This window comes from Enterococcus sp. AZ140 (genome assembly GCF_051714405.1).
GTDB lineage: Bacteria > Bacillota > Bacilli > Lactobacillales > Enterococcaceae > Enterococcus_B > Enterococcus_B pernyi.
On record NZ_JBIORU010000001.1, the window covers coordinates 521,527 to 538,227 of the forward strand.

Sequence of the window (16,701 nt, forward strand, 5' to 3'; positions counted from 1 at the left end):
TATTTCAATTTGATGAGAAAATAATTTTTTGAAAAGAGGGAAAAGAGAATGACAGAATTAACGATCGGCGAAATTCCAGTGAGTCAATTAGCAAATGAATATCAAACACCCCTATATGTGTATGATGAAAAAAAGATGGAAGAAACGATAAAGTCGTTTAAGCTGAACTTTGATTCTGATTCTTTTCAAACAAAGATCTTGTATGCGTCTAAAGCCTTTCAAACGGTAGAATTACTCCATCTAATTGCTGAACAAGGGTTAGGTCTAGATGTCGTAAGTGGTGGGGAGATTTATACCGCGTTACAAGCTGGATTTCCTTTAGAAGATATTTATTTCCATGGCAACAACAAAACGATTGATGAATTAAGATATGCCATTGAAAATGATATACGCCATTTTGTTGCAGATAATGGGATGGAAGTCGAAGTCTTGGAAGAGTTAAGCCGAGAATATCAGAAAAAGCTACAGATCATGTTGCGATTGAACGTAGGGATCGAAGCACATACCCATGAATACATCGTCACCGCACATATCGATTCAAAATTCGGCATGCTTTACGATAGCGATGTTTGCCAACAAGCGATTGCACGTATCCAACAAAGTGAATTTCTTAGATTGGAAGGCTTTCATGCCCACATCGGCTCACAAATCTTTGATATGACTGCTTGGCTGGCTGAGATCGACCAGCTGGTTACCTACCTTGAAGATTTTCAACAACCGCTTTCTTTAAATCTGGGAGGGGGCTTTGGTATCCGTTATACCGAAGCGGACACACCTTTACCAATTGCAGAATCAGTCAAACATCTGGTTACACACACAGAGCAGACGCTAGCTGACAGAAACTTAACGATCGATCGCTTATTGATTGAACCTGGGAGAAGTATCGTTGGTGAAGCCGGAACAACACTTTATACAGTCGGCTATATCAAAGAAACACCTCACAAGAAATATTATTTTGTGGATGGTGGGATGACAGATAATATTCGACCGGCACTTTATCAAGCTGAATATACCTGTGATTTGGCAAATAAACTAGACATTGAAAAAACAGAAAAAGTGACAGTTGCCGGAAAAATGTGTGAATCAGGAGACGTGGTGATCCAAGAAACACAGTTGCCTCCTGCAGAGCCAGGTGATCTTCTGGCAGTGTATGCCACAGGCGCCTACGGATATTCGATGAGTAGCAATTACAATCGTGCACTGCGACCAGCAGTTGTTTTTGTCAAAGATGGCGTGTCGAGAGAAGTCGTGCGTCGGCAAACTTATGCGGATCTATTGAGAGGAGAAGTCTATGCAGATTTATAAATATAATGGTTGTGGCAATGATTTTATTCTCTTAGATTACGATGAAACGATCGACTATAGTCATTTGGCTCAAAGCTTATGTGCACCCACGGCTTACGATACGGATGGATTGATTGCTGTTAAAACCGAACCTTTAGAAATGATCTACTACAATAAAGACGGTAGCCGTGCGCCGATGTGTGGCAATGGTATCCGTTGTTTTGCCAATTATGTCAGCGATCAACAATTACTTGAAGCGCCACAATTTGCGGTCAAAACGCTTGCTGGGATGATCCATGTGACAATCCATTCACGAAAGCCTTTTTATTGCACAGTCGACATGGGTTCGCCGGACTACCGACCAGAGAAAGTAGGCGTAGCGCAATCAACACCTATCATCAAACAAACGCTGACGATTGATGAGCGAAAGGTAGAGCTGACTAGTTTATTCATGGGGACGATCCATACAGTTGTTTTTGTTGAAGATGCGTTGGCTGAATTAACCAAAGAGACTGGAGAAAAACTCTGCCATCATCCCTTATTCAAAGAAAAAACAAACGTCAATTTTGTCCAATCTGTCAATGAAGAAGAATTGATCGTCCGCACGTATGAACGTGGGGTCGGTTGGACACTAGCTTGTGGTACAGGTTGTTGTGCAGCGTATGTCGTCGCAAGAGATCAAGGCTACCTTTCCGGCTTACAAGCGACGATTCATTTAGAGCAAGGCGATTTACTGATTTCTGGCGATAAAACGATCACGATGGCGGGACCAGCCACATATGAATGGCATAAAAATTTGGAGGTAGAGGCATGATCAAAGGTTCGATTGTCGCGTTAGTGACACCAATGACGGAAACAGGTGCAGTGGATTATCTAGGCTTGGAGCAGCTGATTGCGTTTCATCTGAAAGAACAAACAGACGGCTTACTGGTCCTTGGAACAACTGGGGAATCACCCACACTATCTGAGGAGGAAGAGGAAGAGATCGTACGATTCACCGTTGAAAAAGTCAATGGACGTATCCCAGTGATTGCTGGTGCAGGATCAAATGCAACGGCGAAAACGGTCAAGAAAGTCCAACGCTTTGCTGAACTTGGGGCAGACCAATTATTAGTGATCACCCCTTACTATAATAAAACGAGTGATGTAGGGTTACTGGCTCATTTTAAAGCGATCGCAGACGCTTCCTCGCTACCAATCATCTTATATAACGTACCGTCACGAACAGGGATGACGATTTCGTTACCTGTATTAACAGAACTAGCGAAGCATCCACGAATCATCGGCATCAAGGAAGCCTCTGGTGATATGTCCTATACAATGGAAGTGGCGCAACTGATTGATGAATCATTTGCACTATACAGTGGCAATGATGATTTGATTTTACCTATTCTAAGTATTGGTGGTATCGGTGTGATCAGTGTTTGGGCAAATATCCAGCCAAAAGTAGTCCATGAAGTAGTTCATGATTACTTAAACGGAAACAGTCCTTCAGCAAAAGAAAAACAATTGACTCATTTAGCGTTGATCAATGCCTTATTCAGTGAAACCAATCCAATTCCAGTGAAAGCAGCAATGAATCATTTAGGCTTACCTGCTGGACCATTAAGACTACCACTGATTGAATTAGGCGAGGAGAAAAAGCAACAACTTATCGCACTGTTAACAGAAAACGGAGGGGCAAGCACATGAATATAGGGATCATCGGAAGTGGAAAAATGGGTAAGCGAATTGCAGAAGTTACCGAAGAATATCAACATCAGCCATTGAGTTTGACCGAATCCTTACAAGCAACGGAGGAATTATCGTTTGATCAGACACCAGCAGTCATGATCGATTTTTCTCATCCAGCTGGTTTGGATAAAATCTTGCGATACAGCAAAGCTCACCAAGTCCCACTGGTGATTGGCACAACAGGCTATACCGAAGAGCAATTTGCTGAAATCGCCCAAGCAGCTCAAACGATCCCTGTACTCTACAGTGCTAATTTTTCATTAGGGATCATGGTGATGAATCGCTTGATCAAACAAGCAGCTAAAGACTTAGCCAGCTGGCAGATCGAATTAATCGAAAAACACCACAGCCAAAAAAAAGACGCACCTTCTGGCACAGCCAAGCGCTTAGTAGAAACACTACAATCTGTTCGAGAGCTGACGCCTGTCTATCAATGGGCGGACAAATCACGAGAAGACCAACAAATCGGTGTCCATAGCCTACGTGCAGGCTCTTTTCCAGGAGAACATGAAGTCCTTTTTGCAACCAAAGATGAAGTTCTTTCAGTGAAGCACGAAGCCTTTTCAAATCGAATTTTTGCAGAAGGGGCAGTTCAAGCAAGTATCTGGTTGGCCGAGCAGTCAGCCGGTTCATATCAATTAGAAGATTTATTTGAACCTAGAGGAGGAGCCTAAGTTGAATGCACAAGAAATCATTCGTTTTATTCAAACAGCAGAAAAAAAGACCCCAGTCAAAGTTTATTTAAATGTATCAGAACCTGTCGAGTTTCCGAATGCGAAAGTATTTGGTGAAGTGCATAGTCCAATCGTTTTTGGAGATTACAAAGACATCGCGCCGGTACTAGAAAAAGAAGCGGAAAAAATCTTAGCGATCGAACTAGAACAAACTGCTAGAAACAGTGCAGTTCCTTTACTGGATGTCAAAGACATCAACGCTCGCATCGAACCAGGCGCTGTCATTCGTGATCAAGTGACCATCGGCGATCAAGCAGTGATCATGATGGGCGCTGTGATCAACATCGGTGCTGAGATCGGGGATCATAGCATGATCGATATGGGAGCAATCCTAGGCGGACGTGCGACTGTCGGTAAGAATTGTCATATCGGTGCTGGAGCTGTGTTAGCTGGAGTCATCGAGCCAGCTTCCGCTCAACCAGTAGTGATCGAAGATGGTGTATTAGTTGGTGCGAATGCAGTGATCGTCGAAGGCGTTCGTGTTGGAAAGAATGCAGTCGTCGCAGCAGGTGCAGTCGTTTTAGAAGACGTTGCCCCTGAGACGGTCGTTGGTGGTACACCGGCACGTGTATTAAAAATAAAAGATGATCAAACCAAAGAAAATACCGCATTGATTGCAGCACTAAGAGAATTGTAGACAAAGAAAGGATGAAAAACATGCGCGAAATAGATACCTGTATTGTCGGAGCGACGGGATTAGTCGGTCAAACTATGTTAAGAGTATTAGAGGAGTACGATTTTCCAGTAGGAAAACTCAAGCTTTTAGCATCCAAACGCTCTGCGGGGAGTCTGTCTGTGTTTAAGGGAAAAGAGTATGTTGTCGAAGAACTGACTGAGACTTCTTTTTCTGGGTATGATTTGGCGCTTTTTTCAGCTGGAGCATCCGTGTCTCAAACATTTGGCCCAATTGCACGTCAAGCCGGCTTAGTAGTCATCGATAATTCTTCAGCGTGGCGAGAAGATCCTACGATCCCGTTGATCGTCCCTGAAGTAAATCTAGAGGATCATACGTTAGATCCATTGATTGCCAACCCAAATTGTTCGACGATCCAGTCCGTGTTACCACTGAAAGCACTACAGAATACCTTTGGTGTGACACGTGTCAATTACACGACGTATCAAGCTGTTTCAGGTTCAGGGCAACAGGGAATCGCTGATCTACAGGCGACAAAAAATGGTGAACCAGCAACTTTTTATCCCCATGACATCAGTCAAACGGTCATTCCAGAAATCGATCGCCCAATGGAAAATGGGTATACCAAAGAAGAACAAAAAATGATCAATGAAACGAAAAAAATCTTGCATCAACCAGATTTGCCTGTATCTGCGACTTGTGTGCGTGTTCCCATCGAAAATGGCCATGGTGTCTCGATTGCTGTTGAGTTAGAAAAGGAATTTTCATTGGAACAAATCCGTGCTTGTTTCAGTCAGTTTCCAGGGATTTTGGTTGTCGATAACTTAGCAGAACACCAATATCCCACAAGTACATTAGCAAGAGGCACAGATCAAGTATACGTGGGGCGTATTCGTCGCGACCTCTCTGTTGAAAATGGCTTACTCTTTTATACCGTAGCTGACAATATTCGCAAAGGCGCTGCGGCTAACGCGGTGCAAATTGCTTTGGCGCTTCTACAAGAGGAGGTCCTTTCATGAAAGTCGCAAAATTTGGTGGAAGCTCGATGTCTCATGAAGAACAGTTCCGTAAAGTCCGTGAGATCGTGTTAGCTGATCCTAATCGAGAAGTCGTTGTCGTTTCCGCTTTAGGAAAAAGAACCGATGAAGACGATAAAGTGACCGATTTACTCTATTTGATCCATGCGTATCTTCAACATAAGGTTGATTGGACGCCACTATGGGAACGGATCACACAACGTTTTATTCAAGTAAGGGATCTTCTGTCACTCGACTTTCCGATTGAAAAAGAATTAACCGCGATCGAAACACATCTAAAACAGGAAAAAGTGACGATCGATTATTTAGTCAGTCGTGGGGAGTATCTGACTGCGCAATTGATGGCGGAATATTTAGGGTATACCTTTGCAGACGCAAGTGAGCTGATCTACTTTGATTATGAAGGGGGCATTGACTTTCCGCGTACAGAGCAAGCAGTACGCGAGATGTACCAGAAACACCAAAAGTTGATCGTCCCAGGATTTTATGGTGCCAACCCAGCAGGAAAAGAAAAATTACTTGGTCGTGGGGGCAGTGATATTACCGGCTCCGTTTTAGCAAGTGCCTTACAGGCAGATCTTTATGAAAATTGGACGGATGTTTCAGGCATCATGATGGCAGACCCAAGAATCATTGACTCACCGAAAGTCATTGAAGAGATCTCTTTCCGTGAATTACGAGAAATGGCTTATATGGGTGCCAATGTCTTGCACGAATCCGCGGTCTTTCCTGTACAAGAAGCTGATATCCCGATCCAAATCAAAAATACGAATCGACCGAATGATCATGGAACAAAAATCTCAAATCATGAAGTCGAAAAAGAAAATGGGTTGACGGGGATAGCAGGAAAAAAAGACTTTCTTTCGATCACCTTGTTCAAACGACATATGTCAGACGAGATCGGTTTTATTTGGAAAGCCATGAGTATTTTTGCAAAACATGGCATCTCGATCGAGCATATCCCCTCTGGCATCGATAATATCGGTGTCGTCGTTTCGGCGGAATTGATCATGGATAAATTGTTTTTGATCACGAAAGAATTACGTGAGGAATTAGGCGTAGAGGAAATCGAGATCATCGAAGACTTGGCTTTGATTTCTGTTGTAGGCGGCCCACATAAGGAACCAATTGGACTTTCTGGAAAAGTATTATCGATTTTGAATGAGTTAGAAATCAGGACCTCGATTTTATCGCAAGGTGCGCAAGAGTTGAATTTAATCATCGGTGTACCCAATACACAATATGAAACCGTGGTAAAAGGAATCTATGAAGGGATGGTGAGGCGACATGTTGGCAACACACCGAATGGCGTTACATCAAATTCCTGAACTTGGCTTTCATGAATTTAAAACGAAAGAATACCTTTACGAACAAATCAAAAACTGTGGTGGCGTGATCCATGAAATCGATGAGACAGGCTTATTGGTTTATTTTGATCAGCAACAAGACACAACGATTGCTTTTCGGACAGATATCGACGCGTTGCCCATCACTGAAGCCACAGGGTTACCTTTTGCGTCTACACACCCAGGATTCATGCACGCCTGCGGACATGATGGTCATATGGCAATGCTCTTAGGATTGACCGATTATATTGCCACGCACCGTCAAGAGATGCAGCACAATATCGTCTTGATTTTTCAACCCTCAGAAGAAATCGCTGGCGGGGCAGAAAGTGTGATCCGTTCTGGGTGGTTGGAACATTACAAGGTACAGGCAATCTTTGGTTTTCATTTATGGCCAGGCTTGCCAGAAGGAAAAGTATTTTCACGACCAGGTGCGTTGATGGCGCAAAGTAGTGAAACAGATATCATCGTCCAAGGCAGATCTGCGCATATCGCCTCAAGTAGTCAAGGCATCGATAGTTTAGAAGCAGCTGTGCGTTTTATGAAACAAGTCTATGACTTTGATGAATCTCTGCCAGAAAACCTTGAACATCTCTTGAAATTTGGTCAGATCACAGGTGGGACGATCCGTAATGTCTTAGCGAATGAAGTCGTGATCTCAGGCAGCATTCGTTCATACAGTCGTAAGACCCAAACGGACTTAAAGATGCAACTAGCACGACTAGCAGAAGAATTCCAACAAACTTCCCAAGCAAAGATCTCCTTTCGCTATAACGATGGATATCCTGCTGTTCGTAACGATGAACAGTTGTATGCAGCACTTGCCCACTCAGAGTTATTACATGAGTTGGCTGAGCCTGTCTTACAAGCGGAAGATTTCGGCGTCTATACAGAACACTATCCTTGTGTCTTTTTCTTCTTAGGTGTAGGTGATACGCCTGCCCTTCATGATGCAACATTTGATTTTGACATGGCTGTTTTAGAAAAAGGCTTGGAATGGTACCAAACAATCCTTTACACCAAGGAACTTTTCTGAAAAAATAAGGATAGTAACCAAAAGGGGAGAAGTCTATGAATCTACACCATCGTTTTAATCCAAGGCTGGCTAAAATTGAAGTCTCGCAGATCCGTATGTTCGATCAGCAAATCTCAAGCATTCCAGGCATCATCAAATTGACATTAGGTGAGCCAGACTTTTCAACACCTGAAGCAGTCAAAGAAGCAGGGATCACAGCCATCAAAGAAAACTATTCTCATTATACCGGGATGAGAGGTTTACCAGAATTATGTGAAGCAGCTTGTTTCTTCCAAAAAGAACGTTACGGTCTTTCTTATGATCCGCAAACGGAAGTACTGACAACGATCGGAGCCACAGAAGCTATCGCGACAGCTTTATTAGCGGTCTTAGAAGAAGGAGATAAAGTATTGATCCCAGCACCTGCATATCCCGGCTATCAACCAATCGTTGATCTAGCAGGTGCCGAGTTGATCACGATCGATACATCAGACACTGGCTTTATTTGTCAGCCAGAACAACTAGAAGAGGCGTTTGCCAAATACGGAGACGAAATCAAAGCAGTGATTTTGAATTACCCAAGTAATCCAACCGGAACATTGTTATCTGCGGAGCAAATGAGCAAACTTGCAGAAGTCTTGAATCAACACCCAGTCTTTGTCATCAGTGACGAAGTTTACGCGGAGTTGAACTACGTGGGAAATCATGTCTCGATGGCTACGTACTTGCCTGAACAAACGATCGTCGTGAATGGACTCTCTAAATCCCATGCCATGACTGGTTGGCGCATTGGGTTTCTCTTTGCTCAAAAACCAGTGATCGATGAATTGATCAAGGTCCACCAATATTTAGTTACTTCTGCCACAACGATTTCTCAAAAAGCTGCGGTCGAAGCCTTGACAACGAGTATGGACGAAGGGGAAAAAATGAAGGCCCGCTACGTCGAACGCCGAGATTATCTATTGCCGCAACTTACGGAATTAGGCTTTCAAATCTCTCAACCTGATGGTGCGTTTTATTTGTTCTGTCGCTTACCAGAAACCATCCAGATGAATTCGTGGGACTTTTGTTTAGCACTCGCAGAACAAGGTAAGGTTGCCTGTATCCCTGGCTCAGCTTTTGGACCGGAAGGCGAAGGCTTTATCCGAATCTCTTATGCAAGTGGGATGGATGACCTACAAGAAGCGTGTAAACGTATCGGCACATTTTTAGCACAATTAAAACAATAATATTAAAATAACGAATAAAATTTTTAGGCAAGCCTTTTCATTTGCATTATCATTCTTAGAATGATATCGTGAAATTGTTTAGAATGATTCTAAACAATTGTTATGAGGAGGGTTTTGTCAATGGAAAAAACGAAAGTAATTATTGTCGGTGCATCACATGGAGGGCATCAATCCATTTTAGAATTACTATCTAGATACGGAGAAAATGTAGATATCACTTTGTTTGAAGCAGGCGACTATGTTTCATTTATGTCATGCGGCATGGAGTTATATTTAGAGGATCAAGTCACTAGTGTGAATGATGTCCGTAATTTCAGACCGGAAAACTTTCCACAACCAAATGTGGGGATTTTAAATAACCACGAAGTTAAGACAATCAATGCAGATAAAAAAACAGTGACAGTTACACGTAAAGAAGATGGACATACGGAAGAGTATGCTTACGATAAATTGATCTTGAGTTCAGGTGTAAAACCAAACTCACTACCTGTTCCAGGAACAGACTTAGAAAATGTATATTTGATGCGTGGCTACAATTGGGCAACGAAAATCAAAGAACGCATGACAGACCCAGCAGTGAAAAAAGTAGCTGTGATCGGTTCAGGTTACATCGGGATCGAAGCAGCAGAAGTTTTCTTGAATGCAGGGAAAGAAGTAACGTTATTAGATATGATCGATCGTCCTTTAGGTACTTACTTAGATAAGGAAATGACAGATATCTTAGAAGCGCACTTAAAAGAAAAAGGCATGAACATCAAAACTGGCGTGAATATCAAAGCCTTCACAGGTGACGGTAAAGTCGCAGCCATCGAAACAGACAGTGGCACGATCGAAACAGATTTGATCATCCAAGCTGCCGGTGTCAAACCGAATACCGAATGGTTGAAAGGCATCGTTGACTTAGATGAACGTGGCTGGATCATCACAGATGAATACCTACAAACAAACTTACCTGATGTTTATGCAGTAGGAGATGCAACACTTGCTTACTCGATCCCAGCAGGCAAAAAAGTGCCGATCGCATTGGCAACAGTTGCACGTCGAGAAGCACGCTATGTCGTTCAACACTTATTCGAACAAACACCAAGCAAACCATTTGGTGGCTTAGTCGGCTCATCTGCGTTACGTGTGTTTGACTATCATTTTGCTGCAAGCGGCTTGAACAGCTTCACAGCTGATCGCGCAGGCGTAGCAATCAAAACAGCCTTCTATGAAGATACGATCCGTCCAAAATTCGTACCAGAAGAATTTGGGAACGGAAAAGCAGCTGTACAATTAGCCTATGATCCATTTACGCATCAATTGTTAGGTGGCGCTGTTTTATCAACGAAGGACATCACTGCACAAGGCAATGTCTTAGCATTAGCAATCCAACAAAAATTAACGATCGAAGACTTGGCAGAAGCAGATTTCTTCTTCCAACCAGGACACGACCGTCAATGGAGCTTACTAAACTTAGCCGCACAACAAGCACTAGGTGAAGAGCCATTTGTGGAGTAAAAACTACATTTATGTAATAGTAAATACGGAATAACAGGTGGATGGAAACATTCAGCCTGTTGTTCCGTTTTTTTATTTATTTGTAAGAGTTGTTTAGGCTGAAGGGAAATATTGACGATTATGCTTTTAAAACAGCTTTTTAGGAATGCAATAAATTTTTTTGGTATTTTTTGATATGATTAAGGTAGAAGTTATTTTAATTTGTTAAAGTAATATTTTAGTGCTTTACGTATATATATTTGTAGAGAGGGATCGGTTACTATTTATACATAGAATGGAGAGATGAAAGCTGACCTACGTTCGAATATTCAAAATAATCCAACTGGTTTTATTGGCGCTAAGCATCTATTTTGCAGCAATGAAAAATACGATCTATACCATACTGATTATGCTATCCCTATTTATTGAATATACCCAATCCGAGCAACCTAAAAATCCTTACAAATCGGGAAAAAATTCAATCTATCTACCGAATCAAACATCTAGAACGGAAGTGGTGTTTGCGCTGATTCCCACGATTTTAGTTCTTATGATTTGCTCCATTTTGGAATTAGAATTGTATCATTTTTAGTAACAGGAATAATTTGAACCACATCTATTTAGTTAGTAATAAAAATGAATACATAAAAGTATCGATCGTATGAGAATTTTAGAGAAGGTGAACCGAGTGAGTCAAATAATTGTTCTCACCTCCTATCTAGTGATTGGGAACAAAAATAAAATTCATTTTTGTTTCTAACCTTAAACTTAATAAACGGTGTTCCAGAAGTAACTCCTTCAGAAATAAGCCGAGAAATCCAAAAATTTGAAGAACAATTTTCGTTTTTCTCGGCTTATTTCTCGGAGCTAGACACTTCTGTCACAACCTCATGGAGGTATAAAAATAATAGAAAATAGTTAGAAAACAGGACAGAAAATCTACAAATAAAAGAAGAATAGAATGGAGAGATAACAATGACCTACGCTAGAATACTCAAAGGGACTAGTTTAATTTTATTAGCTTCAAGTATTTATTTTGCGGCCCAGCAAAATACTATTTACTTCACACTGATTTTATTATCAATACTTATTGAGTCTGCTCAACCCAACCGCCCTAAAATTCCTTATCAATCGGAACGAAAAGCCATCTATCTACCGAATCAAACATATGGAACGGAAGTGAAGGTTGAATTTGTTTTGACAGTTGTAGTTTCGATTATTTGTTTTGTTTTGGCATTATGACAAGACATGAATGTAGATGAACGTCATGAATCAAACGTAAATAAAATTGAATGAACTCTTTCGTAAAGAAGCACCAATCACCGAAAAAACTTCACATTTTCGGTGATTGATGCTTCTTATACTTGTTCCTCAATCCCCCTTCTTCACCCGTATCGCATACGAATCCAGCAAGATCCGCGCAATCACAGAAAGTGGCAGGCGAGAGCGGACTTCATATTCAGGGAAAAAAGAGATTTCGGATTTGAAGCCGATCAAAGATAATTCTGCTAATCGGTTCAAGCGACTTTCCCGTGATGCGGTGATCAGGATCGAACTGATTTCCTCGCGGTAGCAATTCTCCGCTGCTGCTACGAGTTCTTCTGTTTCACCGTTTAAGGAAATAAAAAGAACGACATCTTTTTTGTGCAATTTGCGACTAACGGTTTTGATGATATTTGGATCGGTATGAAGGACACAATACTTATCGAGTAGTTGGAATTTTGTTTGTATTTCTTCTCCAATCATTTCTGAAAATCCTCTGGCAAAGATAATGATTCTTTGTGAACTCCAGATTTTTTGAATCGCATCTTCGATTACCCCTGTATCCAATAGATTGATGGTACGCACGACTTCCTGTTCGTTTTTTAGAATGGAGGTTTTTATTTCTTCATCTACTTTATCGACCGTAGCAAAATTGATGGTGGTATTCTTTTTTTCCTTTAAATGGTGCTTAAAAGAAGTATAACCTTCGTACCCTTTTTTCTTCATGGTACGAACAATAGTCGTAGTGGATACGTTGGCTCGTTCGCTTAGTTTGATAATCGAGAGATTTGGGATTTCTTGGATGTGATTCATCATGTATTCCCATAAAAAATATTCTGCCTCGCTTAATTTAGGTTCCATTTAGTCCTCCCCCTTTTCTTTTTATTCTACCACTGATGTAAACCCTTACTCGGATGAGTTTTATTTTGTAAACATTTACCTAAAATTCCGCTTATTTAGAAAACATGTACATCCAAAAACAGGTCATACTGTAGATAACGTGAGGAGGGATACAGGTGGCTAACGTATATACATGTACGATGAATCTGGCGATTGATCTGTTTATTGAAGTGGAACGACTCAAACCGAATGTTGTGAACCGCTCAATCGATGATGATATCCAAGCAAATGGGAAAGGTGTCAATGTTTCATTGATTTTAAAAAAACTCGGGATACCAAATACTGCGTTGGGCTTTAGCGGAGGATTTACTGGGGCTTATATTGAGGAATGCTTGACGAAGGAAGGGATCGACGCTCATTTTGTTTCTATACCCGGAATGACTCGCATCAACGTATTTACACAAGTGAATGAGGAATCAAGTGAATACAAGTTGGTCAATCGTGGACCAGAAATCGACCAGTTAGCGATGGAAGAATTGCTTGAGACAATCAGTCATTTGTCAGCTGGAGATTATCTTTGTGTTTCTGGGAGTCTGCCAAGAGGGGTACCAGAAGAAATCTTAGTAATGATCAGTAAAATCTGTCATGAGAATCAAGTGCGCTTGATCTTAGATACGAGTGCTAAAATCGTTAAACGATGTCTAAAGTATCAACCATTTTTACTGAAACCGAATGAGCAGGAATTGGCAGAATGGTTTGATGAAGAAATAGCAGAAACGGAATATGTAAACTATTGCAAGAAACTATTAGCCGCAGGTGCACAAAATGTATTGCTGTCATTAGGTGGAGCGGGTGGGATCTATGTGAACGAAAATTATTGTTTGACAGGAAACGCCCCGCAAGGAAAAGTCGTTAATACCGCTTGTGCCGGGGATACACTCCTAGCCACTTTTCTGGCAGGATTGATCAAAGAAGAAAATAGTGCGGATTGTTTCAAGGACAGTTTAGCTGCGGGTAGCTCGACTGCGTTTCAAAAAGGATTGACTGATTTTACAGATGTCGCAGAGTTGAAAAAAGAAATCACCATTCATAAGGAGGAATTCAAATAATGGCTAAGTATCGATTAATTGCTGCAACTGGTTGTCCCACAGGTATTGCCCACACGTATATGGCACAAGAAGCACTGGAACAGGCAGCAAAGAAAAAAGGCATTTCGATCAAGGTGGAGACCCATGGGCAAGTAGGGATAGAAAATCGTTTGACAGATCAAGAAATCATTGAAGCGGAAGCAGTGATTATTGCGGCGGATAAAGATGTTCAGCCTGAAAGATTTGCCGGGAAAAGGATCATTGATGTTTCTGTTTCGAAAGGGATCAAAGAAGCCGATCAATTGATTGCTGCGGCTTTGAACGGTGAAGGAGTGATTTCTGAAAAAATCGAAATGGCAGAAGGAGATAAGGAAAAACAACATGCACAACAGAGTGTTGGTCACAGCATCTATAAGAACTTGATGAATGGTGTTTCCCACATGTTGCCTTTTGTGGTCAGTGGGGGAGTCTTGATCGCCATTTCTTTTTTATGGGGAATTTATTCTGCCGATCCTGCCAATGCGCAATACAATGAATTTGCTGCGAGTTTGAATCGAATCGGTGGTTTTGCGATGAGTATGATGGTGCCGGTCCTTTCCGCGTTTATTGCTGAAGGAATTGCAAAACGTCCTGGATTGGTTGTTGGGTTTGTCGGCGGATTGATTGCCTCAGATGGTGGTACAGGTTTTTTAGGTGGGATTATCTCAGGTTTCTTGGCAGGATATGTGGTGTTGGGATTAATAAAAGCGTTACAACCTTTGCCTAAAACACTAGATGGTTTAAAAGCAATTTTCTTATATCCCGTACTAGGGGTGTTGATTACTGGATTGATCATGACAGTCATTTCAGGACCGATGGCTAGTATCAATGAAGGAATGATGGATTTTCTAGCAGGGTTTGAAAACTCAAGTCCTTTAGTATTAGGGGTGATCGTCGGTTGTATGTGCGCATTCGATATGGGTGGGCCGATCAATAAAGCAGCCTACGTTACTGGAACTGCCCTGTTAGCACAAGGAAATACTAGCTTTATGGCGGGAGTTTCTGCAGCCTGTATTGCTCCGCCGTTGATTACTGGCTTTGCGGTCTTGCTTTTTGGGAAATACTTCGAGCCAAACGAAAAGAATGCTGGTCTAGTGAATTTCATTCTAGGCTCAACACATATTACGGAAGGTGCTATTCCTTTTGCGGCAAAAGATCCGCTTCGTGTTTTGCCAATCATGATGCTTGGTTCGTCGATCGCCGCTGTATTGACCTATTTCTTTCGCGTGCAAGTACCAGCACCCCATGGCGGATTTCTCGTTTTACCAGTAGTGACGCATGGCTTACTGTGGGTTCTTGCGATTCTTGCTGGTTCTATTGTAGGGGGAGTACTACTAGGCTTGGTACAAAAAAGAAAGTCACTGAGTGTGTGAAAGGGAGAGGATTCATTTGATGGAAAATTTATTTGTTTATACCAATGTGGCGGCGAATACTCGTGACGCGGTGTTTGCGTTTCTTTCAACAAAAATCGTTGAGGTAGGAAAAGCGACCAATGAACAGGCGGTCGAAATCGGCTTGAAACAACGCGAAGCAGAAGGAACGACTGGTATGATGGATGGCTTTGCGATCCCTCATGCGAAAAGTGAAAGTATAGAAGAACCAACGATCATTATTTTGAAATTAACGAATGCAGTCAACTGGGATAGTTTAGACGGTCAACCGATCAAGTATGTGATTGCGTTGTTTATTCCAGCTGCAGAAGCAGGAACCAGTCATTTGGCGCTTCTTTCACAAATGGCACGAATGTTGATGGATGAAGGCTTTAAACAAGCATTTATCACTGCTTCCACTCAAGAAGAAATTGTTGGCTTGATTGATTCTAAGTTAGAAGGGATGTTGAAAAAATGAGGAAAGTATCAGAGGGGAAATACCAAGCATTAGTAAACATGAGTAATCCAGACGGGATCATCGGGGCTTTAGCGATTGACCAAAGAGGCGCATTGAAAAAAATGATGGCGAGACATCAAGAGGAGGTCAAAGTGGATGATTTGATCCATTTCAAAGAACTCGTGTCCGAAGAATTGACACCTTTTGCTTCTTCGATTCTTTTAGATCCAGAATATGGGTTGCCCGCTGCCGAAAAACGCGCCAAGACAGCTGGACTATTGTTGGCTTATGAGAAAACAGGATATGATACAACGATGCCTGGACGTTTGCCAGATACCTTAGCTTTTTGGTCAGCCAAAAGACTAAAGGAAGCTGGAGCAGATGGCTGCAAATTCTTGCTTTACTATGATGTAGACGAAAGCGAAGAAATCAATGAACGGAAACAGGCATATGTAGAAAGAATCGGTTCAGAATGTCTGGCGGAAGATCTTCCTTTCTTTTTAGAATTGCTATCTTATGATGCAACGATCCCAGATACGACCTCCAAAGAATATGCCATGATCAAACCGAAAAAAGTCATTGAAATGATGAAGATTTTCTCAGAGCCGAGGTTCAACGTAGATGTCTTGAAGGTAGAAGTACCTGTCAATATGACTTATGTTGAAGGTTTTGGAAAAGAAATCATTTATTCCAAGCAAGAAGCATCCGCTTTGTTTATCGAGCAAAGCCAAGCCACTGACTTACCGTTTATTTTTCTGAGTGCAGGTGTCAGTGCCGAAGGATTCCAAGAAACGTTGCATTTTGCCAAAAGCGCTGGCTCTTCGTTCAATGGCGTTTTATGTGGGCGAGCTACATGGGCAGATGGTGTGGCACCTTTTGTGGATCAAGGAAGACAGGCGGCAATAAAATGGCTAGCTGAACAAGGGAGAAACAAAATTGAGGAATTAAATGGAGTATTGAGGAAGACAGCTTCTTCTTGGCAAAATAAGATTAGTCGCTAGTTGGTTAGTCATCTTGAAATAGCAAAAGAGAAACACTTTGAGCGCCTAGACGTGGGTAATGAAGTGTTTCTTTTTTTTGTTATTTTTCATTGGAATTTAGCGGAATGCAAGAAAAAGAACCGTTGGATTTGTTCATTATTTTATAAATTTT

Annotated in this window: 16 protein-coding genes; 15 read left to right on the forward strand and 1 reads right to left on the reverse strand. The window is 41.7% G+C overall.

Features of this window, described 5'->3' with window-relative positions; all coding sequences use genetic code 11:
- Window positions 1–48: 48 nt before the first annotated feature.
- From lysA to IGJ39_RS02530, 11 genes are all read left to right on the forward strand, one after another.
- A complete protein-coding gene (lysA, locus tag IGJ39_RS02480) occupies window positions 49–1,305 on the forward strand; it encodes a diaminopimelate decarboxylase (protein WP_019723557.1) in 1,257 nt (418 codons plus the stop codon).
- Window positions 1,292–2,098, forward strand: a complete 807-nt coding sequence (gene dapF, locus IGJ39_RS02485; RefSeq protein WP_019723556.1) for a diaminopimelate epimerase — start codon at window positions 1,292–1,294, stop codon at window positions 2,096–2,098. Before lysA ends, dapF begins: the two co-directional genes overlap by 14 nt.
- Window positions 2,095–2,976 carry a 4-hydroxy-tetrahydrodipicolinate synthase gene (gene dapA / locus IGJ39_RS02490; RefSeq protein ID WP_019723555.1) on the forward strand — a complete coding sequence of 294 codons (882 nt, stop codon included), beginning with the start codon at window positions 2,095–2,097 and terminating at the stop codon, window positions 2,974–2,976. The genes dapF and dapA overlap by 4 nt, the downstream gene beginning before the upstream one ends.
- The gene (gene dapB / locus IGJ39_RS02495; RefSeq protein WP_019723554.1) at window positions 2,973–3,692 is read left to right on the forward strand and encodes a 4-hydroxy-tetrahydrodipicolinate reductase; all 720 of its coding nucleotides are present in this window, start codon (window positions 2,973–2,975) and stop codon (window positions 3,690–3,692) included. Before dapA ends, dapB begins: the two co-directional genes overlap by 4 nt.
- Before the next feature lies 1 nt (window position 3,693).
- Window positions 3,694–4,389 carry a 2,3,4,5-tetrahydropyridine-2,6-dicarboxylate N-acetyltransferase gene (gene dapD, locus IGJ39_RS02500; RefSeq protein WP_019723553.1) on the forward strand — a complete coding sequence of 232 codons (696 nt, stop codon included), beginning with the start codon at window positions 3,694–3,696 and terminating at the stop codon, window positions 4,387–4,389.
- A 20-nt stretch (window positions 4,390–4,409) separates the two neighbouring features.
- Entirely contained in the window at window positions 4,410–5,405 is a 996-nt protein-coding gene (locus tag IGJ39_RS02505; RefSeq protein ID WP_023519099.1) for an aspartate-semialdehyde dehydrogenase, read from the forward strand.
- Complete coding sequence (locus IGJ39_RS02510; RefSeq protein WP_195339084.1) at window positions 5,402–6,751, forward strand: aspartate kinase; 1,350 nt, start codon at window positions 5,402–5,404, stop codon at window positions 6,749–6,751. Before IGJ39_RS02505 ends, IGJ39_RS02510 begins: the two co-directional genes overlap by 4 nt.
- On the forward strand, window positions 6,711–7,805 hold the full coding sequence (locus IGJ39_RS02515; RefSeq protein WP_195339083.1) for an amidohydrolase: 1,095 nt from the start codon (window positions 6,711–6,713) through the stop codon (window positions 7,803–7,805). Before IGJ39_RS02510 ends, IGJ39_RS02515 begins: the two co-directional genes overlap by 41 nt.
- A 35-nt stretch (window positions 7,806–7,840) precedes the next feature.
- Window positions 7,841–9,013, forward strand: coding sequence for a pyridoxal phosphate-dependent aminotransferase (locus IGJ39_RS02520; protein ID WP_195339082.1), 1,173 nt, complete (start codon window positions 7,841–7,843; stop codon window positions 9,011–9,013).
- A 120-nt stretch (window positions 9,014–9,133) separates the two neighbouring features.
- Complete coding sequence (locus IGJ39_RS02525; RefSeq protein WP_104775556.1) at window positions 9,134–10,513, forward strand: FAD-dependent oxidoreductase; 1,380 nt, start codon at window positions 9,134–9,136, stop codon at window positions 10,511–10,513.
- A 954-nt stretch (window positions 10,514–11,467) separates the two neighbouring features.
- The gene (locus IGJ39_RS02530) at window positions 11,468–11,734 is read left to right on the forward strand and encodes a hypothetical protein (protein ID WP_019723856.1); all 267 of its coding nucleotides are present in this window, start codon (window positions 11,468–11,470) and stop codon (window positions 11,732–11,734) included.
- Window positions 11,735–11,863: 129 nt separating this feature from the next.
- Here the strand turns inward: IGJ39_RS02530 and IGJ39_RS02535 are convergent, their stop codons facing one another.
- Entirely contained in the window at window positions 11,864–12,616 is a 753-nt protein-coding gene (locus tag IGJ39_RS02535; RefSeq protein WP_104775557.1) for a MurR/RpiR family transcriptional regulator, read from the reverse strand.
- A gap of 155 nt (window positions 12,617–12,771) precedes the next feature.
- Here IGJ39_RS02535 and pfkB point away from each other — a divergent pair, with 155 nt between their 5' ends.
- The 4 genes from pfkB to lacD are packed head-to-tail and all read left to right on the forward strand — an operon-like array spanning window position 12,772 to window position 16,550.
- Complete coding sequence (pfkB, locus tag IGJ39_RS02540) at window positions 12,772–13,704, forward strand: 1-phosphofructokinase (RefSeq protein WP_019723854.1); 933 nt, start codon at window positions 12,772–12,774, stop codon at window positions 13,702–13,704.
- Window positions 13,704–15,095 (forward strand): PTS fructose transporter subunit IIC, encoded by a 1,392-nt coding sequence (locus tag IGJ39_RS02545; RefSeq protein ID WP_019723853.1) that lies wholly within the window; start codon window positions 13,704–13,706, stop codon window positions 15,093–15,095. Before pfkB ends, IGJ39_RS02545 begins: the two co-directional genes overlap by 1 nt.
- Before the next feature lie 19 nt (window positions 15,096–15,114).
- Window positions 15,115–15,570 (forward strand): fructose PTS transporter subunit IIA, encoded by a 456-nt coding sequence (locus tag IGJ39_RS02550; RefSeq protein ID WP_019723852.1) that lies wholly within the window; start codon window positions 15,115–15,117, stop codon window positions 15,568–15,570.
- Window positions 15,567–16,550: a tagatose-bisphosphate aldolase gene (gene lacD, locus IGJ39_RS02555; RefSeq protein ID WP_438764154.1), complete on the forward strand. Its 984-nt coding sequence runs from the start codon at window positions 15,567–15,569 to the stop codon at window positions 16,548–16,550. The genes IGJ39_RS02550 and lacD overlap by 4 nt, the downstream gene beginning before the upstream one ends.
- Window positions 16,551–16,701: the final 151 nt, after the last annotated feature.

Bases quoted from the DNA above. Each gene is read 5' to 3' on its own strand.
- IGJ39_RS02545 (WP_019723853.1), top strand. From the start codon at position 13,704: ATGGCTAAGTATCGATTAATTGCTGCAACTGGTTGTCCCACAGGTATT.
- IGJ39_RS02535 (WP_104775557.1), bottom strand. From the start codon at position 12,616: ATGGAACCTAAATTAAGCGAGGCAGAATATTTTTTATGGGAATACATG.
- dapB (WP_019723554.1), top strand. From the start codon at position 2,973: ATGAATATAGGGATCATCGGAAGTGGAAAAATGGGTAAGCGAATTGCA.
- dapF (WP_019723556.1), top strand. From the start codon at position 1,292: ATGCAGATTTATAAATATAATGGTTGTGGCAATGATTTTATTCTCTTA.
- IGJ39_RS02515 (WP_195339083.1), top strand. From the start codon at position 6,711: ATGTTGGCAACACACCGAATGGCGTTACATCAAATTCCTGAACTTGGC.
- lacD (WP_438764154.1), top strand. From the start codon at position 15,567: ATGAGGAAAGTATCAGAGGGGAAATACCAAGCATTAGTAAACATGAGT.
- IGJ39_RS02525 (WP_104775556.1), top strand. From the start codon at position 9,134: ATGGAAAAAACGAAAGTAATTATTGTCGGTGCATCACATGGAGGGCAT.
- IGJ39_RS02550 (WP_019723852.1), top strand. From the start codon at position 15,115: ATGGAAAATTTATTTGTTTATACCAATGTGGCGGCGAATACTCGTGAC.
- lysA (WP_019723557.1), top strand. From the start codon at position 49: ATGACAGAATTAACGATCGGCGAAATTCCAGTGAGTCAATTAGCAAAT.
- dapA (WP_019723555.1), top strand. From the start codon at position 2,095: ATGATCAAAGGTTCGATTGTCGCGTTAGTGACACCAATGACGGAAACA.
- IGJ39_RS02510 (WP_195339084.1), top strand. From the start codon at position 5,402: ATGAAAGTCGCAAAATTTGGTGGAAGCTCGATGTCTCATGAAGAACAG.
- IGJ39_RS02505 (WP_023519099.1), top strand. From the start codon at position 4,410: ATGCGCGAAATAGATACCTGTATTGTCGGAGCGACGGGATTAGTCGGT.
- IGJ39_RS02530 (WP_019723856.1), top strand. From the start codon at position 11,468: ATGACCTACGCTAGAATACTCAAAGGGACTAGTTTAATTTTATTAGCT.
- IGJ39_RS02520 (WP_195339082.1), top strand. From the start codon at position 7,841: ATGAATCTACACCATCGTTTTAATCCAAGGCTGGCTAAAATTGAAGTC.